Raw genomic sequence first — 19,715 nt, 5'->3', positions numbered from 1 at the left:
TTTCAGTTCGCCGCCTTGGCCGCGGTGCCCGAGGCAGGCGAGGCGCCCGCCGTCGCCGCCGTCGAGCTGGTCGGGCGCGGCACGGCCGCGATCTCCACGCGCCGATTGCGCGCGCGTCCCGCTTCGTCGGCGTTCGAGCTGACCGGCTGCTCCGAGCCGAAGGCCGCCGCGAACACCGAGGCGGCGGGCACGCCCGAATCGATGAAGGCACGCGTCACGGTCAGCGCGCGTTCGGCGGACAGTTCCCAGTTGTCGGCGAAGCGGCGATTGCCGGCGCGCACCAGTTGGTCGTCGGCGAAGCCGCTGACCATCAGGATCTGGTCTCGATCGTGCAGGTAGGCCGTGAGCGGCCCGGCCAGGCTCCTGAGCAGGTCGCGGCCCTCGGGCTGCAACTGGTCCGAGTTCACCGCGAACAGCACGTTGCCGGCGATGCCGATGCGCCCGTCCACCAGGGTCACGCGGCCGGCCGCGAGCGGGCCGGCCAGCGCCTGCTCGAGCGTCTTGCGCCGCTGGGTTTCGACTTGCCGCTGCCTGACCTCGTCGGCCAGGCGCGAGGAGGCCTCCAGCTGCATGCCGATCACACCCACCAGGATCAGCACGAAGGCGCCGAGCAGGGCCGCCATCAGGTCGCTGAAGGCCGCCCAGACGGGCGCGGTCGGCTCCACGCCGCCGTCGATTTCCTCGTTCATGCCGGCTTCGCTCCGTCGAGGCGCTGCAGGTTCTCGACGATCTGCTTCTGCGACATCAGGCTCAGGTCGATCACGTCCTTGGCCTGCGCGACGTAGTAGGCGAGCTGTTCGTCACTGCGCGCGAGCGACTTGTCGAGCGAGGCCTCGATGCGCGCGAGCTGCGTCATCATTTTCTGGTTCGAATCGCCGAAGTGCTGCACGGCCTGGCCGAACGCGTCGGCCAGGCTGGCCATTTCCACCGCGCTGCCGCCGACCTGCGCCGAGGCGCCTTCCAGCACCTGCGCGCCGACCTCGACCTGCTGGTCGAAGCGGGTGCCGACGCGCTCCAGCAGCTCGGCCGAGGTCGAGACCAGCGCGTCGATCGCCGTGCGCTGTTCGTTGCTGGCGTGGCTCACCGCGTCGAGCAGGGTGGCGACCGTCGACAGCAGGCGGCCGCGCTCCTCCAGCATCGCGGTGTCCTGCACCATGCTCTCGGAGAGCTTCTGGCGCAGTTCCGCGACCACGTCGGCGGCGGCGCGCGGCGCCTGCGAGGCCGCATCGACCAGGCGGCCGATCTCGGCGATGGTGCCGTTTGCGTGGGTTTCGGTTTGCGCGGCGATCGTGTCGGCGGTTTGGGCGAGTGCGTCGCAGATGGTTTGCTGGCGCTCGGCGGCTTGCCGAGCGGTATCGCGCCAGGCGGCGGCATTCGCTTCGGCAGCGCGCGCGATCTCGGCGATGGTGCCGCTGGCATGGGCTTCGGTTTGCGCGGCGATCGTGTCGGCGGTTTGGGCGAGCGCGTCGCAGATGCTTTGCTGGCGCTCGGCGGCTTGCGTGCTGGCCGCCTGCCACGCGTCGGCGTGGGCCGCGGCCGCGCGCGCGATTTCCTCCAGCGTGCCCTTGGCCTGCGTTTCGCCGTGCGTGGCGATCTCGGCCGCGGTTTTTTCCAGGGCGTCGCAGATCCGCTGCTGGCGCTCGGCTGCTTGCGTTGAGGCGAGCTGCCATGCCGTCGCGTTGGCTTCGGCGGCGCGGGCGATTTCGGCGATGGTGCCGCTGGCATGCGCTTCGGTTTGCGCGGCCACGTCGTTGGCGGTCTTCGCGAGTGCGTCGCAGATCGCTTGCTGGCGTTCGGCTGCTTGCGTCGAAGCGAGCTGCCATGCCGTCGCGTTGGCTTCGGCGGCGCGGGCGATTTCGGCGATGGTGCCGCTGGCATGCGCTTCGGTTTGCGCGGCCACGTCGTTGGCGGTCTTCGCGAGCGCATCGCAGATCGCTTGCTGACGTTCGGCAGCTTGCGTCGACGCAAGCTGCCATGCCGTCGCGTTGGCTTCAGCGGCGCGGGCGATCTCGGCGATGGTGCCGCTAGCATGCGCTTCGGTTTGCGCGGCGACGTCGTTGGCGGTTTTCGCGAGCGCGTCGCAGATCGCCTGCTGGCGCTCGGCCGCCTGCGTCGAGGCAAGCTGCCATGCCGTTGCATTGGCTTCAGCCGCACGCGCGATCTCGGCGATCGTGCCGTTCGTGCGCAACTCGGTTTGCGCGGCCACGTCCTCGGCCATCCTGGCCAGCGCATCGCAGATCGCCTGCTGTCGTTCCGCCGCTTGCGTGCTGGCTGCTTGCCAGGCTTCCGACGACGTAGCGGCCAGGCGGGCCATCTCGGCCAGCGTCGTGTTCGCCTTGGTTTCGGTGCTCGCCGCCACTTCGCCGGCCGTCTTCGCCAGCGCCTCGACCACCGCCTGCTGGCGCTCGGCCGCCTGCGTGCTGGCGGCCTGCCAGGCCGAGGCAGCGGTTTCGGCCGCGCGCGTGATCTCGCCGAGCGCGCGATCGGCCTGCGTCCCGGCCTGCGCGGCGATCTTGCCGGCGGTCTGTTCGAGCGTCGCGCAGATGGCCTGCTGGTGCCGCGCGGCCTGCGCGTTGGCCGACTGCCATTCCTCGCGCAGCGTCGTGCTCATCGCGGCCAGCGCGCCGGTCCAGGCCGCCAGGCGCGTCTCGTCGCGTTCGGCCAGGCCGGCCTGCAGCTCGCCTTGCGCGGCGCGCAATTCCCGCAGCAGCGCGCCGGCATGGGTCTCGAAGGTGGCGGCCGCGGCGCTGAGCGCCTGGCGGTTGTCGTCGGCGAGTTTCTCGCCGCTGGCCTCGTGACGCGCGAGCACGCTGTCCCAGGCCCGCGAGGCGCCTTCGGCGGCCAGCGCCTGGCGCTTCTCGACCTCGCGCAGCAACGCGGCCGAACGATTCTCGAAGCTGCTGTTGAAGCCTTCCAGCGCACCGCGCAGCTCGCCCGCGAGCGCTTCGCCCGAGCGGCGATGCTCGGCCAGCGCCTCGTTCCAGATGCCGGCCACGCGCGCGGTATTCGTCTCGAAGCCGGCCGTCAGGCCGTCGAGCTGCCGGTCGACGGCCTGCATCAGCGTGCCGTGCAGCTTGCCGCTTTCCTGCGCGAGGCCGGCCATCGCCGCCTCGACCACCGGCACGATGGCGGCGCCCGCGGCGCGCGCGCTGTCGGCCGCGCTGCGGGTCAGGGTCTCGCCGAGCATGGCGGCCAGGCGCGTGTGGCTGGCCTCGGCCTGCTCGATGAAGGCCTGCTGGCCGGCGAGCTGGCGTTCGCCGAGCGTGGCGCCCTGGCGCTCGATGGCGGCGATCATCGCCTCCAGCCGCTCGACCAGGGCCGGCATGGCCTCGGCCTGCCGCTGCATCAGCGCGAAACCCGCCTCGCGCTGATGCGCGTGCGAGAACGGCCGCAGCGTGGACGCCACCAGCGCGTCGAGCTTCTGCACCGTCTCGAGCCGTTCGCGACGGCACAGCGCGGAGAGCAGCCCGAGCATCGCCGAGCTCGCCACGCCGGCGATCGAGGTGCCGAACGCGAAGCCGAGCCCGCGGATCGGCGCGTAGAGCGCGGCGCGGATCGCGTCGAGCCCGGTGGCGCCGTCCAGCGCGGCGCTGGTGCCGCGCAGCGTGGCGACCATCCCGAGCAGGGTGCCGAGCATGCCCAGCAGCACCAGCAGGCCGACCAGGTAGGGCGTGAGCGCGGGCGCGGGCAGGGCGGCGCGCTCGCCTTCGACGCGCGCACGCACGGCGCTGCGCAGGCTCGGGTGCAGCGGCTGCAGCCAGGCATCGAGCGAGGCGGGCGCGGCGGCCGAGCCGAGCGCGCGCGCCAGGCTCGCGGTGGCCTGCCGGTAACGATGCAGTTCGAGCGCGCCGCCCAGGTAGAAGGCGGCGATCAGCACGGTGACGGCCAGCGCGAGCGGATTGCCGCCGAGGTAGCCGGCGCCGATCCAGCCCACCACGGCAAGGCCGGCGAGGAAAACGAGGAGATCGATACGAAGTCGGGACATAGGCTTGGGATTAGCGGGCGCGGAGAGCCGCGAGCAGCCCTCCCACCGGTTGAAACCGAAGATCGAGTTCGGCGAGCAGGACGCTCTGCATGTCCTTGCGGAAGGTGTCGAGCCAGCTGTCGGGCGCGCTGGCCTGGGCCAGGCGGGCACGCAGCGGCGGCGCGACTTCGGCGGCCCGGGTAAGCGGGGCAGCGGCCGGCGCCGCGGCAGGGCCGCTTGCAGGGCCGCTTGCATGGCCGTTAGCCGGGCCGCTGCCACTGCCGCCATCGTTGTCACTGTCGTTGCCGCCGCTGCCCGCTTGCGCGGCTTCGCCGTTGCCATCGCCGTCGGTGGCTTCAGCTTCGGCTTCGGCGCGCGCCGCTTTCGCATCCGCGCGCAGCCGCTCGAAATAGGCGCCGAGCAGGCCCGGCACCGCGCCGAACAGGCTGCGCTCGCGCGCGGCGAGCGCGCGTTCCATGGTGGCGTCGAGCGCGGCCAGCTTGGCCAGCGCCGGCGATTGCGCGGCCAGTCGCGGCCGCAGGCGCGCGCGCAGGTCGCCGATCTCGCTCTCCATCTTCTGCTGCAGGCTGAGGCAGCACTGACGATAGAGCGCGAAATCCGCGTCCGTCTCCGCCGGTTCGGGCGGCCGCGCCAACTGGGCCGGCGCGAACGCGCCGCCGCGCCGGAGCTGGCGCGCGGGCGCGAGCAGCGCGTCGTTGGCGATCGCCTTCGACAATGAGGAACGCAGGCTCAGGCCGCGCGCGGCCTCGTCCTCGCCGTTGCCGCGCAGGCCGGCCACCACCGGCGCCGGCGCGGCCAGCACCGAGGAGAGCGCGATCGCGTCGGTCCAGGCCACCCACTGGCTGAGCCGATCGGCGAGCGGCTGCGCCGTGCGTTGCACGTCGGTGCCGCCGAGGCGGGTCAGGATGCGGACGAGGGCCGGCGCGTGCAGGGAGCTGCGCTGCGGGAGTGACGACATGCTGCGAACGTGAAAAAAAGGCAGCAGTTTACACAAGGGCGCGGGCCGGGTTGCTTTTTTGGCGAGCGGGGGCCGGATCGCGCGCGGGCGCGCACGCGCGCGCACGCGCCGGGGCGTGTGCCGCGATGGCCGACCACTACGCTGCGGGCCTTGCCGGGCGGGCTTCCCGGCCCGGCGGCAGCCGGCCGTGGCGCCCGATTCGCGTGCCGGCTCAGAGCGGGCGCAGCGTCTTCTTCATGAACATTCGCGAGAAGCCCGGCGGATAGTCGGGCAGCTCGGCGAAGCATTGGTAGCCGAGCCGCTCATAGAACGGCCGCGCCTGGAATTCGAAGGTATCGAGCCAGGCCGCGTGGCAGCCGCGCGCGAGCGCCTCCTGTTCGGCCATCCGCATCAGGCGCGTGCCGACGCCGCCGCCGCGCGCGCTTTCCGGCACCACCAGCAACTGGATGGCCAGCCAGCCGTAGGCGGTCGAGGCCCACAGGCCGCCCGTGACTTCGCCGGCCGCGTCGCGCAAGGCCACCACCAGCGGGCGATTGCCGCTCGGGCCGCCGTTGCGGTCGTTGTAGGCCACCAGCGGGGCGGCGATCTGCTTGCGGACGGTTTCGTCCGCGACATCGGTCAACGTGTAGGTATAGGTCATGGTGTGTCGTCCGAATGGAGAAAACGGCGGGCACGGCCCTCGGGCCCGCGCGGGCGAACCGGCATGTATAGCGAGGTTTCGCGATCCCCGCAATGGCGGCGCGGGTTGCTCGGGGTGACGCATGGCGGCTGTGCCGTGCTCCCGGCACCCGGCAAGCACGGTGGTGAGGTTTTGTACCGCGACGTATCCAGCGCGCGTCGCGAAACATCGGCATGCAAAAGCGGCCGGGCGCGGAAACAGACGGGATACGTGGGCGCGGTCTACTGACGGTACGCGATCAGCATCCCTGCGTACCGAAACCCGCAACCGAATGCCGTCCCATTGAACCCAGGAGAAATACCATGAAGCTTGCCCACGTCCTCGCCCTTGCCGCCCTCGCCACCGCCCCGGCGCTGTCCTTCGCCCAGACCAGCCAGGAAGGTCTCACGCGCGCCCAGGTCCGCGCCGAGCTGGTTCAGCTCGAACAGGCCGGCTACAACCCGGCCAGCGACCACACGCAATACCCGGCCAACATCCAGGCGGCCCTGTCGCGCATCGACGGCGCGGCCGATGTCGAGGCCCGCGCCCAGACGCGCCCGGCCGCTGGCGATGTGATGCAGATGCCCTCGGCGCGGCGCGACCAGGCCGAGATCGACGCGATCTACGCGCATTCCTGATGCGGGGCGCGCGCCGCCGTGCCGCCCGGCACGGCCCGGTGCCATCGACCGGCGATGTCGACGCCGAGCCCGCCCGGCTCGGCTTTCGCCGTTCGCCGTCGTTCCGCCCGCCGAAAACTTCGTCACGCGACTATATCGCATCCGATATATAATTCGCGCTTCGACACCATGCATCGACAGGGGCGCCCATGACCCGCAAGGACAAGGCCGAACCGGCCATCCCGAAGCTCGCCGATTTTCTCTGCTTCGCCGTCTACTCGGCGAACCTGGCGTTCGGCAAGGCCTACAAGCCGGTGCTGGACGAGCTGGGGCTCACCTACACGCAGTACATCACGCTGGTGGCGGCCTCCGAGCAGGACGAGCAGACCGTCAGCCAGCTCGGCGAGAAGCTGTTCCTCGAGTCGAACACGCTCACGCCGATCCTGAAGAAGCTCGAGGCGATGGGCTACCTGCAACGGCAGCGCGCCGCGCACGACGAGCGCCAGGTGCTGGTCAGCCTGACCCGCAAGGGCTGGCGGCTGCGCGAGGACCTCGCCAGCGTGAGTCTGGTGGATGCCTGCGGGCTCACGCCGGAGGAGTTCGACAAGACCCAGAAGGCGGTGGTCACGCTGCGCGACAACCTGGTGAAGTCGGTGCGCGAGGGCGCGGAATGAGGGGAAGGGGCGGCGCGCGACGTCGCGTGCGGCGAGCCGGGCTCGATTGCCGGCCCGCGAGTCGAATCCTTGAATCGGGTCCATGACGACGGCGCCGCGTGCGCCGTTTTTTCGTGATTAGCGCGCGCGTCGCGCCGTTCCAGACGAAAGCGGCCCTGGCCTTGTGCCCACGACCTGGATCGGGAGCACAAGGCCAGGGCCGGCGAACATCGCGGGCACGAACGAGGTGGCGGCGCGACGGCGAGCCGGACAATCCAGCCCGGATGAACTCGCCGCCACGCGGCCGGCGCGCCACGCGCTCAATGCCCGTAGTACACCGAACGCTCCACCACGCGCGTGATCACCACGCGGCTGCCCGATTCGGCGATGGCCGGCATGTCGGCGCCGTAGCTGCTGGCGGCGGTGTCGTTCGAGGCCATCTTCATGTCCTGCACGCGCTTGAGCGCGGCCTGCACGTTGTCCGGGTAGTAGGGATCGTTGGGGCGGCTCGGCGAATAACCGGCGGCGACGATCTGCGCGAGTTCGGCGCGCACCTGGGCGCGCGTGAGCGGGCCGTTGCTTGCCTGGCGGGTGGCGGCGGTATCGCTGCCGGGGCTGGCGAGCGGGGCGGCGGAGGCGGTGGCGACGCTGTCGCCGAAGCTGCCGGTGACCTGGCCGGCGGCCATGGCGGGTGCCGCGAGCGCGGCGGCGAATGCGACGAACAAGGCGGAAGCGGCGATGCGGTGTTTCATGGTGGACCTCAAATGTCGAAGGTTTGCGTAGTCGGGTGATACGGGCAGGGCTGGGTCTTGCCGGATTCGCGCGCGGCGGCGGCGGGCGAGGGCGCCGTGCCCGCCGCTGCGCGCGAGTCGATCAGAGCAGGTTCAGCGTGACGTCGATGTTGTTGCGGGTGGCCTTCGAATACGGGCAGACCTGATGCGCCGCGTCGACCAGCGACTGCGCCACCTCGCGATCGAGGCCCGGCAGGCTGACGTTCAGGCGGGCCTGGATGAAGTACTGCTCGTCGCTGGTGCCAAGGTCGATCTCGGTATCGACCGACACGTCGGCCGGCACCTTGACGCCCTGGCTGCGCGCCACGGCCTGTATCGCGCCGATGAAGCAGGCCGACCAGCCGGCGGCCAGCAGTTGCTCCGGGTTGGTGCCGGCGCCGCTGCTGCCCGGGGGCGACAGGCGCACGTCCAGCCGGCCGTCATCGCTGCGCGAGGCACCGTCGCGGCCGCCGGTGGTGTGGGTCTTGCCGGTGTACAGAACCTTGTCGATCTTGCTCATGGTGTGCTCCTGGTGGTGTAGTTCAGTGGTGTCGCGCATCGCCGCCGATATAAATCGTATGCGATGCGATCGTGCGATCAGTAATTCATGCCTTGCTGGACTCGAATCGTGCGGCCTGGCTTTCCTGCCTTGTCGCGCGGTTTCTCGCATCCCGTTCGGCATGACGAGATTGGAACATCGGCACTTGTCCGCTTTGTTTCGCGGCGGGCCCGAATTGCATGTGCATGTATCGTCGATCGAGTCGGATACAGTGCGATACAAGCCGGTTGCCAGCGTGGCGCGCGGTGCCTGGCGCGGGCTTACTTGACGGCGGCCACTGCCTGCTCGATCACGCGCGCCACGTCGGCCGGACGCGAGCGTTGCGGCACGTGGCTGGTCGGCAGCTCGGTGACCTTCGCGCCGATCGCCTTGGCCATCGAGCGTTCCAGCGAGGGCGGAATCATCCGGTCGTGCTGGCTGACGATGTAGTACGAGGGCTTGTCGTGCCAGGCGGCGCTCGAGACCGCCTCGCCGAACGCGCTGCCCTTGATCGGGCCTTGGGTGGCGGCCATCACGCGCGCCTCGCGGGCCGGCACGTCCTGCGCGAAGTCCTCGGCCACCGCCTGCGCCGGCAGGCTCAGCCAGCCCTGGCTGTCGGCTTCCACGCGGGCGATGCCGGGCGACTTGGGCGCGTCCTTCGAGACGTCGGCCACCGATTGGCCCGCGTCGGGCGCGAAGGCCGCCACGTACACCAGGCTCGCCACCTTGTCGTCGCGGCCGGCCTCGGTGATTACCGTGCCGCCCCAGGAGTGGCCGACCAGCACCACCTTGCCCGGCTGCTTGTCGATCGCGCGCGTCGCGGCGGCCACGTCGCCGGCCAGCGAGTCGAGCGGGTTCTGCACCACGGTGACGTGGATGCCCTTGTCCTGCAGCAGCGGCACCACCTTGGCCCAGTCCGAGCCGTCGGCGAAGGCGCCGTGGACGATCACCACGGAGGCGGCGGGTTCGGCCGCGGCGGCGGCGGCCGAAAAGCCGGCCAGGCCGGTGGCAAGGCCGAAACCGGCGATCAGGGCTGCGATAGAATGGCGCTTCATGACGATCTCCTGGGTAAGTGGTGCGAGCTGCGATATCGGCTCGACTGGTAGCCAGTGTCGTCGTTGGCGCCTCGCGCCGGTATCGGTCGATCGACCGACCCGGTCGCCCGGGCCGCCTGGCAGTCGTCATGGCGCCGTTCGCGCCCCAATCCGAACCTTCCTCCCGCCATCCCGATCACGATGTCCGCAAGCACGGCAAGCCTCACCGACGCGATCCTCGCGCTGGCCTTCGTCGGCGACCTCAGCATGGGCCGCTCGACCGATCATTCGCGCCGCACCGCCTGCCTGGCCGGCTGGCTGGCCGCCGAGGCCGGCGCCGGCCCCGAGGCGCAGAACCACGCGCGTGCCGCCGCGATGCTGCGCTGGTCCGGCTGCACCGCCAACGCGAGCGGTTTCGCCGACCTGCTCGGCGACGACGTGGCCTCGCGCGAGGCGATGATGGCGCAGCGCCTGCCGCCGATGAGCGCGCAGATGCATTCGCTGATCGTGCCGCTGGCGCTGATTCACTGCGAGATCTCCGGCGACATCGCGGTCACGCTCGGCATGCCGTCCGGGGTGGTGCTGACGCTGCGGCGCATCTTCGAGCGCCACGACGGCAAGGGCATGCCCGAGGGGCTCGACGGCGACGCGGTGCCGTCCACCGTCTATTTCGTCAATCTCGCCAGCGACCTGGAAATCCTCGCCCGCGCGCACGGCCGCGAAGCGGCGCTGGCCTATCTGCGCGCGCAGGGCGGCGCGAAGTATCCCGCCGCGCTGGCCGAGCTCTGCATCGCCCATGCCGAAGCCTGGCTCGACACGCTCGATGCCGGCGAACCCGACACCGCCGGCTGGCGCCTGGCCGACCAGCAGGACACGGCCGACGTGGCGCTGAGCCTGCTGGCCGACGTCACCGAGCTGAAGCTGCCCTGGCTGGCCGGGTATGCGCGCCGCGTGGCCAGCCTGGCCTCGCGCGCGGCGGCACGGCTCGGCCTCGATGCCGCGATCGGCGCCGAGCTGGAGGCGGCCGCGCTGCTGCACGGCATCGGCCGCGCAGCGCTGCCGAACCGGCTCTGGGATACGCCGGGGCGCTTGTCGAGCGACCAATGGGAGCAGGTGCGGCTGGTGCCGTACTGGACCGCGCGCGCGGCGCAGCAGATCGGCGGCCTGCGCGGCGCGGCGGGGCTGGCCTCGCATGCCTACGAGCGGCTCGACGGCAGCGGCTATTTCCGCGGCCTGTCGGGCACGGCGCTGGACGTGCCGCAGCGCCTGCTGGCCGGCGCGGTGGCCTGCCAGGCGCTGCTCGACGCGCGGCCCTGGCGCGCCGCGCATTCGATCGACGCGGCGGCCGGCCTGCTGCAGGCCGAGGCCGCGGCCGGGCGCTTCGATCCCGAGGTGATCACGGCCCTGGTGGAGACCGCGGGCGGCCCCGCGCCGGCGCCCAGGCGGCCCGCCACGCCGCTGCTGTCGCCGCGCGAGATCGAGGTGCTGCGCCAGATCAGCGGCGGCCTCAGCAACAAGGAAGCGGCGCGCGTGCTGGCGTTGAGCCCGAGCACGGTGCGCACGCATGTCGAGAGCATCTTCCGCAAGCTCGACTGCTCGACGCGCGCGGCCGCCACCCTCAAGGCGCTGACCACCGGGCTGCTGTAAAGCCAAAGGCGCCCGCATCCGAGCTGACGGATGCGGGCGCCTTTGCGCGGACAACTTCGAAAAAGGCCGGGCCGCCGGCCGCCACGCACACGGGTTGCGCGGCGGCCGGCGGCCCGGCGCGCTTCAGGCGGCTGCCGCCTGGGCGCGCTTGGCCGGCGTCAGCGCCGACACCACCAGGGTCACGATGATGTTGAGCACCAGCGCGATCAGGCCGATGTAGAGCGTCCACGAGGCCGAGCCGAGGTGCAGCGTGTAGACCGGCTTCAGGCCTTGCGAGGCGGCCAGCGAGGTGCCGACCACGATTCCCACCAGCCAGCCCAGCAGCAGGCCCGTCGTGCTCAGGCGGCGCGTGTAGAGCGAGAACACCACGGCCGGCAGGATCTGCAGGATCCACATCCCGCCCAGCAGCTGCAGGTCGATCGCGTACTGCGTGGGCAGCACCACGATGAAGATCAGCGCACCGAACTTCACCAGCAGCGAGACCAGCTTGGCCGTCGAGGCCTCGCCGGCCGCCGACTGGTTCGGCGATACCAGCGGGCGCCACAGATTGCGCGTGAACAGGTTGGCCGCGCCGATCGACATGATCGCGGCCGGCACCAGCGCGCTGATCGCGATCGCGGCGGCGGCGAAGCCGACGAACCACGACGGGAACAGCGTGTGGAACAGGGCCGGCACCACGTCGGTGGGCGAGCTCACGTGGATGTCGGCGGCGATCGCCATGTAGCCGAGCAGGGCGATCAGGCCGAGCAGCAGCGTGTAGGCCGGCAGGAAGATCGCGTTCTTCTTGACGGTGGCCGCCGAGCCCGAGGCCAGCACGCCCGTCATGGTGTGCGGATACATGAAGGCGGCCAGCGCCGAGCCCAGCGCGAGCGAGGCGTAGGCGGTGAACTGCGTCGGCTTGAGCAGGATGCCGGTGGGCCCGCCCTTGGCCGCGAAGTGCGCGTCGGCCAGTTCGAACACGTGCGCGTAGCCGCCGAGCTTCACCGGGATCAGGCAGACCGCCGCGATCACCACGATGTAGATCATGATGTCCTTCACGAAGGCGATCATCGCCGGCGCGCGCAGGCCGCTCGTATAGGTGTAGAGCGCGAGGATCAGGAAGGCGATCACCAGCGGCAGCTCGCCGCTCACGCCCAGGCCCTTGATCACCACCTGCATGCCGACCAGTTGCAGCGCGATGTAGGGCATGGTGGCGACGATGCCGGTGACGGCGATCGCGGCCGGCAGCAGCTTGCCGCCGAACTCGCCGTGCACGTAGTCGGCCGCCGTGATGTGGCCTTTCGCGTGCGCGATCTTCCAGAGCCGCGGCATCACCGCGAACACGAAGGGATAGACCACGATCGTGTAGGGCAGCGCGAAGAAGCCGTAGGCGCCCACCGCGTAGACCAGGGCCGGGACCGCGATCACCGTGTAGGCGGTGTAGAAATCCCCGCCCACCAGGAACCAGGAGATCACGGTGCCGAACTGCCGGCCGCCGAGGCCCCATTCATGCAGCTGGGTGAGGTCGCCGCGCTTCCAGCGCGCGGCCACGAAGCCGAGCACCGTGACCAGCGCGAAGAAGGCGATGAAGACGGTCATCGCGACCGGATCGATGGCGATGTTGCCGTTCATTTCTCACTCCGGTAGACGAGGTACAGCAGGACCGAGGTGACCGGCACCCACAGCAATTGATACCAGTAGAACATCGGCAGGCCGGCGAAGGCGGGCTTGCCGTAGTTGTAGAACGGCAGCCACAGCAGGGCGGCATACGGAATCAGCAGCGCGACCCAGACCCATAGCGGTTTCCGTTTGCGTGCATCGTCTTGAGGGCTGTCAGCCATCGGTCTCTCCTCCAGGTATGGTGAGCATTCGTAATCGATTTATTGCAGCGCCGCCGTGCCTTTGGCAAGGCGCCCCGGGGCATGGCACGCGGCGTGGCGGGCATGATTGTGAGCCATTCCGAAATAGCTTGCAGCAGGCAAACGATCATCTTCGCCGTGATCCCTCGTCATCCTGACGAAATGCTTTCAATTTACTTTTGATGCTTACGACAGGCACCGGATGCGGCCAGTGTAAGGGGCCCACGTGTATCCGAGCGCGGCGATTTTGATTCGCTATGTGTCGTGTTCCGGCGTGGACACACTGCGATACAAAGCGGCTTGCGGGCTCCGCTATAAATGCGGCCAGACGTTCGCTGCATCGCATCCGCCAAGGCGGAGCGGGCAGTCGGGCGGATCACTGGGGGGCGTGCCGCAAGGGAGGCGCGACTCATTCTGCAAAGACGAAATTCGCGTCATTCGCGCGATTCGCATCAAGGAGAACGGAACATGTCGGACAACGTCAACCTGCGGCGCCGTCGCATTCTCGGTACCACGCTGGCCAGCGTCAGCTTGATCGATCTCAGCCTGAGCAGCCTGGCCCAGGCGCAGACGCCCGAGGCCGGCGCGGCCATGCGCGCCGGCAGCGGCAGCGCGGGCTTCTCCGATATCCAGCAGATCAAGGCCGGCGTGCTCGACGTCGGGTATGTCGACGTCGGCCCGAAGACGGGCCCGGTGGTGGTGCTGCTGCACGGCTGGCCCTACGACATCCATTCCTATGCCGAGGTGGCGCCGCGCCTGGTGGCGGCCGGCTACCGCGTGATCGTGCCGTACCTGCGCGGCTACGGCTCGACCCGCATCGTGTCCGCCGATACGCCGCGCAACGGCCAGCAGGTCGTGACGGCTGTCGACACCATCGCGCTGCTCGACGCGCTGAAGATCGACAAGGCCGTGTTCGGCGGCTACGACTGGGGCGCGCGCACCGCCGACGTCATCGCGGCGCTGTGGCCCGAGCGCGTGGTCGCGCTGGTGTCGGTGAGCGGTTACCTGATCGGCAGCCAGGCGGCGAACAAGGCGCCGCTGCCGCCGCAAGCCGAGTTCCAGTGGTGGTATCAGTTCTACTTCGCGACCGAGCGCGGCGCGGCCGGCTACGCGGCCAACCGCGATGCCTTCAACAAGCTGATCTGGCAACTGGCCTCGCCCAAGTGGAACTTCGACGACGCCACCTATGCCCGCAGCGCCGCGTCCTTCCATAACGACGACCACGTCGCCGTGGTGATCTCGAACTACCGCTGGCGCCTCGGGCTCGAGCGCGGCGAGGCCAAGTACGATGCGCTGGAACAGCGCCTCGCGGCCGCCCCGTCGATCTCGGTGCCGACCATCACCATGGAAGGCGATGCCAATGGCGCGCCGCACCCGGCGCCGGCCGCCTACGCGAAGAAGTTCACGGGCAAGTATCGCCACCAGACGCTGAGCGGCGGCATCGGCCACAACCTGCCGCAGGAAGCGCCGCAGGCGTTCGCCGAGGCGATCCTGCAAGTGACCAAGCTCTGATGGACGGAGGTGTGTCCATGTCCTTCGCTCGACTGACTTCCAGGCTTGCTGTCGGCGCCTGCCTGCTGTCGGCCTTCGCCGCCCAGGCGGCGAAGGCCGACGAGCCGGCGAAACCGGCGGCAGCCTCGGCCGCTTCGCCGATCTACGGCGTGACGATTCCGCCCGGCTACCGCAAGTGGGAAATGATCGCGCCGGCCGAGGAACCCGCGCCGCTCGACGAGCTGCGCGTGGTGCTCGGCAACCCGATCGCGGTGGCCGCGCTGCAGAAGTCGACGCTGCCGTTTCCCGACGGCACGATCCTCGTCAAGCTCGCCTACAAGCGCAAGCAATCGGAGGAATCGCCTACCGCGACGGTGGCCGGCAAGGCCACCACCGTGCAGGTGATGGTCAAGGATTCGAAGCGTTATGCCGCCACCGGCGGCTGGGGCTTCGGCCGCTTCATCAACGGCGTGCCGGTGGACGAGGCGCAGCACAAGACCTGCTTCGCCTGTCACCAGGCGCTGGTGAAGAACCACGACTACGTGTTCACGCGGCTCGCGCCCTGAAGTCCGGGCGCCGAGCTGAGCGAATTGAAAGCGCTCCGAAAGTGTTTCGGATTGCTTTCCGTGTTGCTGGGCGTGGTTCGCGTCGTTGCAAGGGCCGGACCTGTAACAGGTTTGTCGCTTCGGTAAGCAAGGGCATCGCCGGTGGACCGGCGCCGGGTCGACCCGCACAATACGCTTTCCATCGCGACTTGCGTGTCGCGATTCACACGCTCGAATACGGAGTTCGACCATGAAACGTCTGTTGATCACCTTCTCGTGTATCGGCCTGCTCGCGGCAGGCGCCAACGCGAATGCTGCCGGCTGCCTGAAGGGCGCGGCGGTGGGCGGCGTGGCCGGGCATGTGGCCGGCCATCACGCGGTGCTGGGCGCGGCTGCCGGCTGCGCGATCGGCCATCACGAGGCCTCGAAGAAAGCCAAGCAGGAGAGGGCCGCGAGCGCGGCTGCCGCGTCGCATTCCTGATCGGGAGGCGGTTGCGGGTTGGTTGCGGGGGCATCGGAATGCGGTTTGATGCCCCCGTGTTGTGTTTTGAGGGGGGGCTGCTCCGCGGGGTGATGGCGTTGGCGGTTGTTCAGCTGTGCTGGTTTTCTAAATGAGGCAGTGTCAATGGCGGCAATCGACCCGTTGCTGTCATTCGGGTCGCATCGACAGCCACGTCTGCTCACAACTACGGAGCAGTCATTAGCGCGACCACGAAGAACTATACGAGGGGGAACACAGTAGCGAACTTCCGTCTTTCCACGTTGCATAAAAGTGTCATGGATTGACCCCGGCGAGATGTTGTGGTCAGGGCTCCAGTCTGGCGCGACGAGCGGCTCGCTCATCAGCGGTTTGATAATCGAGGCCTGGACAAGATCGCAGGATGTGGTCGCACGTGCGACCTCTCCAAAGAAAAAGGCCGGCCGACTAGCTTTGCCCCTTGTAGCCACCCCCGCGGTCTGGTCGGCTGCTTTCCGACAAGCGGCGGGCGACATAAGTAGACATGAAGTCTACAAAAACCCGCACCTTCGGCAGCGGGTAGTAACTGGCAGGCCATAGAATGTGGAGTGCCCCAGTTTCCATTGTCGCTCCATTCAAAACTTCGATCAGCCGTCCATCTTCCACACTTGTTCGCACCGCAAAGTCGGGCAGGTAGGCGATGCCTCGACCTCGAGTGGCCAATTCGAGAAGGGGCTCCATCATCGTCGCAGTAATGGTCGCCTCTGCTACTGGCACTTCGCCACTTGTGGGTGCCGGCCAAGGCATAAGCCGCCCGGTTTGCGCAAGGCGTTGGCGCAAACAAGCGTGGTTTGCCAAATCCGACAAGTTCTCTGGTCGTCCAGACCGCTCGATGTAGTCTGGTGAAGCGACGAAGCTCCAACCGAAATCCCCAAGTTTTCGATGACGCAAGCGGCTGTCAATCGGCGCACCCGATCGAATCACTGCGTCGAAGCCTTCGTCTATGACATCAACAAACCGATCGTTGATGTCCAGATCAAGTTGGATAGTTGGATATGCCTCATTGAACGCAGTGATCGCTGGCAACAAAAGCGTTGGTTCAACTGGCAGGGCGATTTTCAGCCGCCCGTGCGGCGCAGCGCGAGCGTTTGTAACCTCCGCTTGGGCGGCCTCGATCTCACCAAGAATGCGGCGACACCGATCGAGGAAAAGTGCCCCTTCCTCGGTGATCGCGATCGATCGTGTTGACCGATGGAATAGTTGAACTGCTAGCTGCTCTTCGAGCTTTTGAATTGCCTTGCCGATCGCAGACGGCGTCAGCCCCATCGCCTGACCGGCGTGCTTAAAGCTCCGCCGCTCGGCTGCCAACACGAAAGCTTGAATGGCAGTGATGCTTTCAACGTAGATGCGCATGATAGAGATATTTTCTCTAGTGAATGGAATTATATCCGATTTGCATATCATGCAGGCGACCCTAAAATTCAAGGCGTCACGAAACGCGAGGCTCGCACTATGGAAGCTATTTTCAAACCATTCGACTTGGCCGGATTGAAGTTGCCGAACCGCATCTTCATGGCCCCACTGACCCGCTCGCGCGGTCCCGACGACGCTGCGACCGATCTCGTTGCGCTCTACTACACGCAACGCGCAACGGCCGGCCTTATCGTCTCAGAAGGGTCGCCCATATCACATGAAGGCCAAGGGTATTTCTACAATCCCGGCATTTTCACACCCGAACAAATCGCCGGTTGGCGCCGGGTCACGGACTCGGTTCACGCAGTGGGTGGACGGATGTTCATCCAGCTCTGGCACGTCGGGCGCATTGCGCACACGTCGAACCAACCTGACGGCCACGCCCCGGTTAGTTCGACTGATCGAGCAGCGGAAGGTGCAATGGCGTTCGGCCGCGCCGATGATGGGGCAATCGGCTTTGTCCCGGCGTCTCGCCCCCGCGCTCTCGAAACCGACGAAGTTGCGCGGGTTGTCGAGGATTTCGCAACCGCTGCGCGGAACGCGATGGCTGCCGGGTTCGACGGTGTCGAGCTGCACGCGGCGAATGGCTACCTGTTCGACCAATTTCTAAATCCGCATATCAACGATCGCACGGATCGCTACTCGGCCAAGACGATTGAAGGGCGGACGCGGTTCACCCTTGAAGTCGTGGACGCCGTCAGCGCTGCAATCGGCGCGCACCGGGTTGGTATTCGCCTGACTCCCTACGGGGTCATCGGCTCAGTCCCGATGTTTGATGACGCCGAGGAAACCTATGTCAGCTTAGGCAAAGCCCTGGGTGAACGTGGCATCGCCTACTTTCACGTCATGGATCAAACGGGGTTCTTCAATACCCCCGCCGGCCAGAAGCCGACAAGCGAACTCATCAAGGAATTGCTCATCAAGTGGCGCGCAGTCGCGCCGCATACGGCAATTCTGCTCGACGGTGGAATGACGAAAGCTCGGGCGAACGAGCTTATCACCAATGGTGTCATCGACCTCGCCGGCTTTGGACAGCCGTTTATTGCCAATCCCGACCTGGTTGCCCGCCTGCGCCATGACTGGCCGCTTAATCAGCCAGATCGCGCCACATACTATGAGGGCGGGGCACACGGGTACGTTGATTACCCGCCCTACCGCCCGGCTGGCGAGTCTGTCCCGGCCTAACGCCTCTATTGCGGCTCATTTCCCCAAACAACAAAGGATAGACCCATGGCTCAATATGCAGAATTGAACGGCAAAGTTACCCTCATAACAGGCGCCGGCTCCGGCATCGGTAGAACAACCGCTATAGCGTTCGCGGCACAGGGCGCGCGCGTTGTCGTCTCGGATATAAACCCCAACGCTGGCGAGGAAACCGTCAAGCTCATTCGGGAGGCTGACGGCAAAGCGATCTTCGTGAAAACCGATGTGAGCAAGGAAGGCGAGGTACAGTCCCTTATCGATCAAGCTGTGACGACGTTCGGACGGCTTGATATTGCCTTCAATAATGCGGGCCTTACGCAGAACTCGGCCCTGCTCGCAGAACAGCCGTCCGGCACCTATGACGAAATTTTCGACGTCACCGTGCGCGGCGTCTGGCTTTCGATGCGCGCTGAAATCGCCCAGATGCTCAAGCAAGGGGGCGGGGCGATCGTCAACATGGGGTCAATGTCGGCCGTCGTTGGCATCCCCGGCCTCACGACCTATTCAGGATCCAAGCATGCCGTCCTAGGCCTCACGCGCGGCGCTGCCCTGGACTATGCAAAACAGGGTATTCGCATCAACGCAGTCGGTCCAGGGACGATCAACACACCCATGATCGACCGCTTCGTAGAGCTGGCCGGATCGGACAGCGTCATGGAGCCGATTCGTGCCGCGCATCCGATCGGCCGTACCGGTAAGCCCGAAGAAGTCGCGGAAGCGGTGCTGTGGCTCGCTTCCGACGCATCGAGCTTTGTCGTTGGTCACATCCTCATGGTGGATGGCGGCTACTCAGTCCAATAACACCCCCTCCCCAGCTTTCCCTTCATCGGGGCACTGGGGAACCTTCGACGAGACTTTAATATGCAAACTTGGTTCATCACGGGCGCGAGCCGTGGCTTTGGCCTGGAAATCGCTCGCGCTGCGCTAGCCGCTGGTAACAAGGTCATCGCAACGGCTCGGGATCGACAGCACTTAGTCGATGCGCTGCATGCCGACCGCGATCAGCTTTGCGCTTTAACGCTTGATGTGACGCAGCCCGCCTCGGTCGAGGCCGCGGTGCGCGATGCGTTTGAGCGGTTCGGCACGATCGATGTGCTGGTGAACAACGCCGGCTATGGTCAGCTCGGGGCATTTGAGGAAGTTTCGCGCGAACAACTTGTCCGCCAGTTCGATACGAACGTGTACGGGGTCTTCGATGTGACCCGCTCTGTTCTACCGATCATGCGACGCCAGCGATCGGGCCACATCATCACCATCTCTTCGATCGCCGGCATGAGCGGGGGCGCAGGGTCGTCCATCTATTGCGCAAGTAAGCACGCGATCAGCGGATGGTCTGAGGCTATGGCTGAGGAACTAATGCCTTTCGGAATCAAAGTCAGTTGCATCTACCCCGGCCGCTTCCGCACGGATTTCCTTGATCGCAGCTCCGTCCAGTACGGTGACATCACGATCGACGACTACGCGGAGTTCTCGGCGGCGCGAATAAAATCGCTGGATGCCAACAACCACCAACAGGCCGGCGATCCGCAAAAATTTGCCCTGGCAATCGTCAATCTAGCCTCTAACAACGAACCGCCGGTCTGGCTGGCAGGAGGGTCAGAAGGCTATCGCGTCTTTGTGGCGAAGGCCGACGCGCTACGTGATAACGCCGAGCGCTGGAAGGACGTATCAACTGCGCTCGATGTCAAGGACTAGAAATCATCGGTGTGGCTTCAACGGAGCGAAGCGAAGGGCCAACTGAGCACCATTATGCTTTGACCGGGCCACCCGTCGCAGCGCTGCCAATCCAACCGATTTTTTAGGATCCTGGCGGCATCGGAGCACCGGACGGTAGCTAAGCATCAAAGA

At 67.4% G+C, this 19,715-nt stretch carries 19 protein-coding genes; 9 read left to right on the top strand and 10 right to left on the bottom strand.

Annotated features, from left to right (window positions below; genetic code table 11):
* Positions 1-2: 2 nt before the first annotated feature.
* From BM43_RS07790 to BM43_RS07775, 4 genes are all read right to left on the bottom strand, one after another.
* Positions 3-689, bottom strand: coding sequence for an OmpA family protein (locus BM43_RS07790; RefSeq protein WP_036055975.1), 687 nt, complete (start codon positions 687-689; stop codon positions 3-5).
* On the bottom strand, positions 686-3,985 hold the full coding sequence (locus tag BM43_RS07785) for a DUF802 domain-containing protein (protein ID WP_036055977.1): 3,300 nt from the start codon (positions 3,983-3,985) through the stop codon (positions 686-688). Before BM43_RS07785 ends, BM43_RS07790 begins: the two co-directional genes overlap by 4 nt.
* Before the next feature lie 10 nt (positions 3,986-3,995).
* Positions 3,996-4,943 carry a DUF3348 domain-containing protein gene (locus BM43_RS07780; protein ID WP_036055979.1) on the bottom strand — a complete coding sequence of 316 codons (948 nt, stop codon included), beginning with the start codon at positions 4,941-4,943 and terminating at the stop codon, positions 3,996-3,998.
* Between the two features lie 211 nt (positions 4,944-5,154).
* Positions 5,155-5,583: a GNAT family N-acetyltransferase gene (locus BM43_RS07775; protein WP_036055981.1), complete on the bottom strand. Its 429-nt coding sequence runs from the start codon at positions 5,581-5,583 to the stop codon at positions 5,155-5,157.
* Between the two features lie 341 nt (positions 5,584-5,924).
* On the opposite strand from BM43_RS07775, the gene BM43_RS07770 reads away from it, so the two are divergent.
* Positions 5,925-6,239 (top strand): DUF4148 domain-containing protein, encoded by a 315-nt coding sequence (locus BM43_RS07770; RefSeq protein WP_036055982.1) that lies wholly within the window; start codon positions 5,925-5,927, stop codon positions 6,237-6,239.
* Positions 6,240-6,427: 188 nt separating this feature from the next.
* Positions 6,428-6,892, top strand: a complete 465-nt coding sequence (locus tag BM43_RS07765; RefSeq protein WP_025100244.1) for a MarR family winged helix-turn-helix transcriptional regulator — start codon at positions 6,428-6,430, stop codon at positions 6,890-6,892.
* Between the two features lie 299 nt (positions 6,893-7,191).
* Here BM43_RS07765 and BM43_RS07760 read toward each other — a convergent pair whose 3' ends face one another.
* The 3 genes from BM43_RS07760 to BM43_RS07750 all read right to left on the bottom strand — a co-directional run bounded on the left by BM43_RS07760 (position 7,192) and on the right by BM43_RS07750 (position 9,234).
* The gene (locus BM43_RS07760) at positions 7,192-7,623 is read right to left on the bottom strand and encodes a DUF4148 domain-containing protein (RefSeq protein ID WP_036055984.1); all 432 of its coding nucleotides are present in this window, start codon (positions 7,621-7,623) and stop codon (positions 7,192-7,194) included.
* Between the two features lie 121 nt (positions 7,624-7,744).
* Positions 7,745-8,161: an organic hydroperoxide resistance protein gene (locus tag BM43_RS07755; protein ID WP_036055986.1), complete on the bottom strand. Its 417-nt coding sequence runs from the start codon at positions 8,159-8,161 to the stop codon at positions 7,745-7,747.
* A 299-nt stretch (positions 8,162-8,460) separates the two neighbouring features.
* Positions 8,461-9,234, bottom strand: coding sequence for an alpha/beta fold hydrolase (locus BM43_RS07750; RefSeq protein ID WP_036055988.1), 774 nt, complete (start codon positions 9,232-9,234; stop codon positions 8,461-8,463).
* A 180-nt stretch (positions 9,235-9,414) separates the two neighbouring features.
* Between BM43_RS07750 and BM43_RS07745 the strand changes: the two genes are divergently transcribed.
* Positions 9,415-10,860 (top strand): HD domain-containing phosphohydrolase, encoded by a 1,446-nt coding sequence (locus tag BM43_RS07745; RefSeq protein WP_042285530.1) that lies wholly within the window; start codon positions 9,415-9,417, stop codon positions 10,858-10,860.
* Between the two features lie 123 nt (positions 10,861-10,983).
* Here BM43_RS07745 and mctP read toward each other — a convergent pair whose 3' ends face one another.
* Positions 10,984-12,471, bottom strand: a complete 1,488-nt coding sequence (mctP, locus tag BM43_RS07740; protein WP_036037770.1) for a monocarboxylate uptake permease MctP — start codon at positions 12,469-12,471, stop codon at positions 10,984-10,986.
* Positions 12,468-12,680: a DUF3311 domain-containing protein gene (locus BM43_RS07735; RefSeq protein WP_013690491.1), complete on the bottom strand. Its 213-nt coding sequence runs from the start codon at positions 12,678-12,680 to the stop codon at positions 12,468-12,470. The genes mctP and BM43_RS07735 overlap by 4 nt, the downstream gene beginning before the upstream one ends.
* Positions 12,681-13,166: 486 nt before the next feature.
* Here BM43_RS07735 and BM43_RS07730 point away from each other — a divergent pair, with 486 nt between their 5' ends.
* The 3 genes from BM43_RS07730 (at position 13,167) to BM43_RS07720 (ending at position 15,215) form a co-directional block, all read left to right on the top strand.
* Positions 13,167-14,210, top strand: a complete 1,044-nt coding sequence (locus BM43_RS07730; protein ID WP_036037767.1) for an alpha/beta fold hydrolase — start codon at positions 13,167-13,169, stop codon at positions 14,208-14,210.
* Positions 14,211-14,227: 17 nt separating this feature from the next.
* Entirely contained in the window at positions 14,228-14,755 is a 528-nt protein-coding gene (locus BM43_RS07725; protein ID WP_036055990.1) for a cytochrome P460 family protein, read from the top strand.
* 229 nt (positions 14,756-14,984) lie between these two features.
* The gene (locus BM43_RS07720) at positions 14,985-15,215 is read left to right on the top strand and encodes a hypothetical protein (protein WP_013690488.1); all 231 of its coding nucleotides are present in this window, start codon (positions 14,985-14,987) and stop codon (positions 15,213-15,215) included.
* A 444-nt stretch (positions 15,216-15,659) separates the two neighbouring features.
* Here the strand turns inward: BM43_RS07720 and BM43_RS38525 are convergent, their stop codons facing one another.
* A complete protein-coding gene (locus BM43_RS38525) occupies positions 15,660-16,604 on the bottom strand; it encodes a LysR family transcriptional regulator (protein ID WP_080742138.1) in 945 nt (314 codons plus the stop codon).
* Positions 16,605-16,703: 99 nt separating this feature from the next.
* Here BM43_RS38525 and BM43_RS07715 point away from each other — a divergent pair, with 99 nt between their 5' ends.
* Genes BM43_RS07715 through BM43_RS07705 form a run of 3 tightly spaced genes read left to right on the top strand, consistent with a single transcriptional unit; the run spans position 16,704 to position 19,562 of the window.
* Positions 16,704-17,849, top strand: a complete 1,146-nt coding sequence (locus tag BM43_RS07715) for an alkene reductase (protein WP_036055992.1) — start codon at positions 16,704-16,706, stop codon at positions 17,847-17,849.
* A 45-nt stretch (positions 17,850-17,894) separates the two neighbouring features.
* Positions 17,895-18,668, top strand: coding sequence for an SDR family oxidoreductase (locus tag BM43_RS07710; protein WP_036055993.1), 774 nt, complete (start codon positions 17,895-17,897; stop codon positions 18,666-18,668).
* Positions 18,669-18,728: 60 nt separating this feature from the next.
* Positions 18,729-19,562, top strand: a complete 834-nt coding sequence (locus BM43_RS07705) for an oxidoreductase (protein ID WP_036055994.1) — start codon at positions 18,729-18,731, stop codon at positions 19,560-19,562.
* The last annotated feature ends 153 nt before the right edge of the window (positions 19,563-19,715 follow it).

Source organism: Burkholderia gladioli (assembly GCF_000959725.1).
Lineage (GTDB): Bacteria > Pseudomonadota > Gammaproteobacteria > Burkholderiales > Burkholderiaceae > Burkholderia > Burkholderia gladioli.
The sequence above is the reverse complement of the archived record's forward strand: the minus strand, read 5'-3'. Positions and strand labels throughout refer to the sequence as shown.

Bases quoted from the DNA above. Each gene is read 5' to 3' on its own strand.
- BM43_RS07790 (WP_036055975.1), bottom strand. From the start codon at position 689: ATGAACGAGGAAATCGACGGCGGCGTGGAGCCGACCGCGCCCGTCTGG.
- BM43_RS07785 (WP_036055977.1), bottom strand. From the start codon at position 3,985: ATGTCCCGACTTCGTATCGATCTCCTCGTTTTCCTCGCCGGCCTTGCC.
- BM43_RS07780 (WP_036055979.1), bottom strand. From the start codon at position 4,943: ATGTCGTCACTCCCGCAGCGCAGCTCCCTGCACGCGCCGGCCCTCGTC.
- BM43_RS07775 (WP_036055981.1), bottom strand. From the start codon at position 5,583: ATGACCTATACCTACACGTTGACCGATGTCGCGGACGAAACCGTCCGC.
- BM43_RS07770 (WP_036055982.1), top strand. From the start codon at position 5,925: ATGAAGCTTGCCCACGTCCTCGCCCTTGCCGCCCTCGCCACCGCCCCG.
- BM43_RS07765 (WP_025100244.1), top strand. From the start codon at position 6,428: ATGACCCGCAAGGACAAGGCCGAACCGGCCATCCCGAAGCTCGCCGAT.
- BM43_RS07760 (WP_036055984.1), bottom strand. From the start codon at position 7,623: ATGAAACACCGCATCGCCGCTTCCGCCTTGTTCGTCGCATTCGCCGCC.
- BM43_RS07755 (WP_036055986.1), bottom strand. From the start codon at position 8,161: ATGAGCAAGATCGACAAGGTTCTGTACACCGGCAAGACCCACACCACC.
- BM43_RS07750 (WP_036055988.1), bottom strand. From the start codon at position 9,234: ATGAAGCGCCATTCTATCGCAGCCCTGATCGCCGGTTTCGGCCTTGCC.
- BM43_RS07745 (WP_042285530.1), top strand. From the start codon at position 9,415: ATGTCCGCAAGCACGGCAAGCCTCACCGACGCGATCCTCGCGCTGGCC.
- mctP (WP_036037770.1), bottom strand. From the start codon at position 12,471: ATGAACGGCAACATCGCCATCGATCCGGTCGCGATGACCGTCTTCATC.
- BM43_RS07735 (WP_013690491.1), bottom strand. From the start codon at position 12,680: ATGGCTGACAGCCCTCAAGACGATGCACGCAAACGGAAACCGCTATGG.
- BM43_RS07730 (WP_036037767.1), top strand. From the start codon at position 13,167: ATGTCGGACAACGTCAACCTGCGGCGCCGTCGCATTCTCGGTACCACG.
- BM43_RS07725 (WP_036055990.1), top strand. From the start codon at position 14,228: ATGTCCTTCGCTCGACTGACTTCCAGGCTTGCTGTCGGCGCCTGCCTG.
- BM43_RS07720 (WP_013690488.1), top strand. From the start codon at position 14,985: ATGAAACGTCTGTTGATCACCTTCTCGTGTATCGGCCTGCTCGCGGCA.
- BM43_RS38525 (WP_080742138.1), bottom strand. From the start codon at position 16,604: ATGCGCATCTACGTTGAAAGCATCACTGCCATTCAAGCTTTCGTGTTG.
- BM43_RS07715 (WP_036055992.1), top strand. From the start codon at position 16,704: ATGGAAGCTATTTTCAAACCATTCGACTTGGCCGGATTGAAGTTGCCG.
- BM43_RS07710 (WP_036055993.1), top strand. From the start codon at position 17,895: ATGGCTCAATATGCAGAATTGAACGGCAAAGTTACCCTCATAACAGGC.
- BM43_RS07705 (WP_036055994.1), top strand. From the start codon at position 18,729: ATGCAAACTTGGTTCATCACGGGCGCGAGCCGTGGCTTTGGCCTGGAA.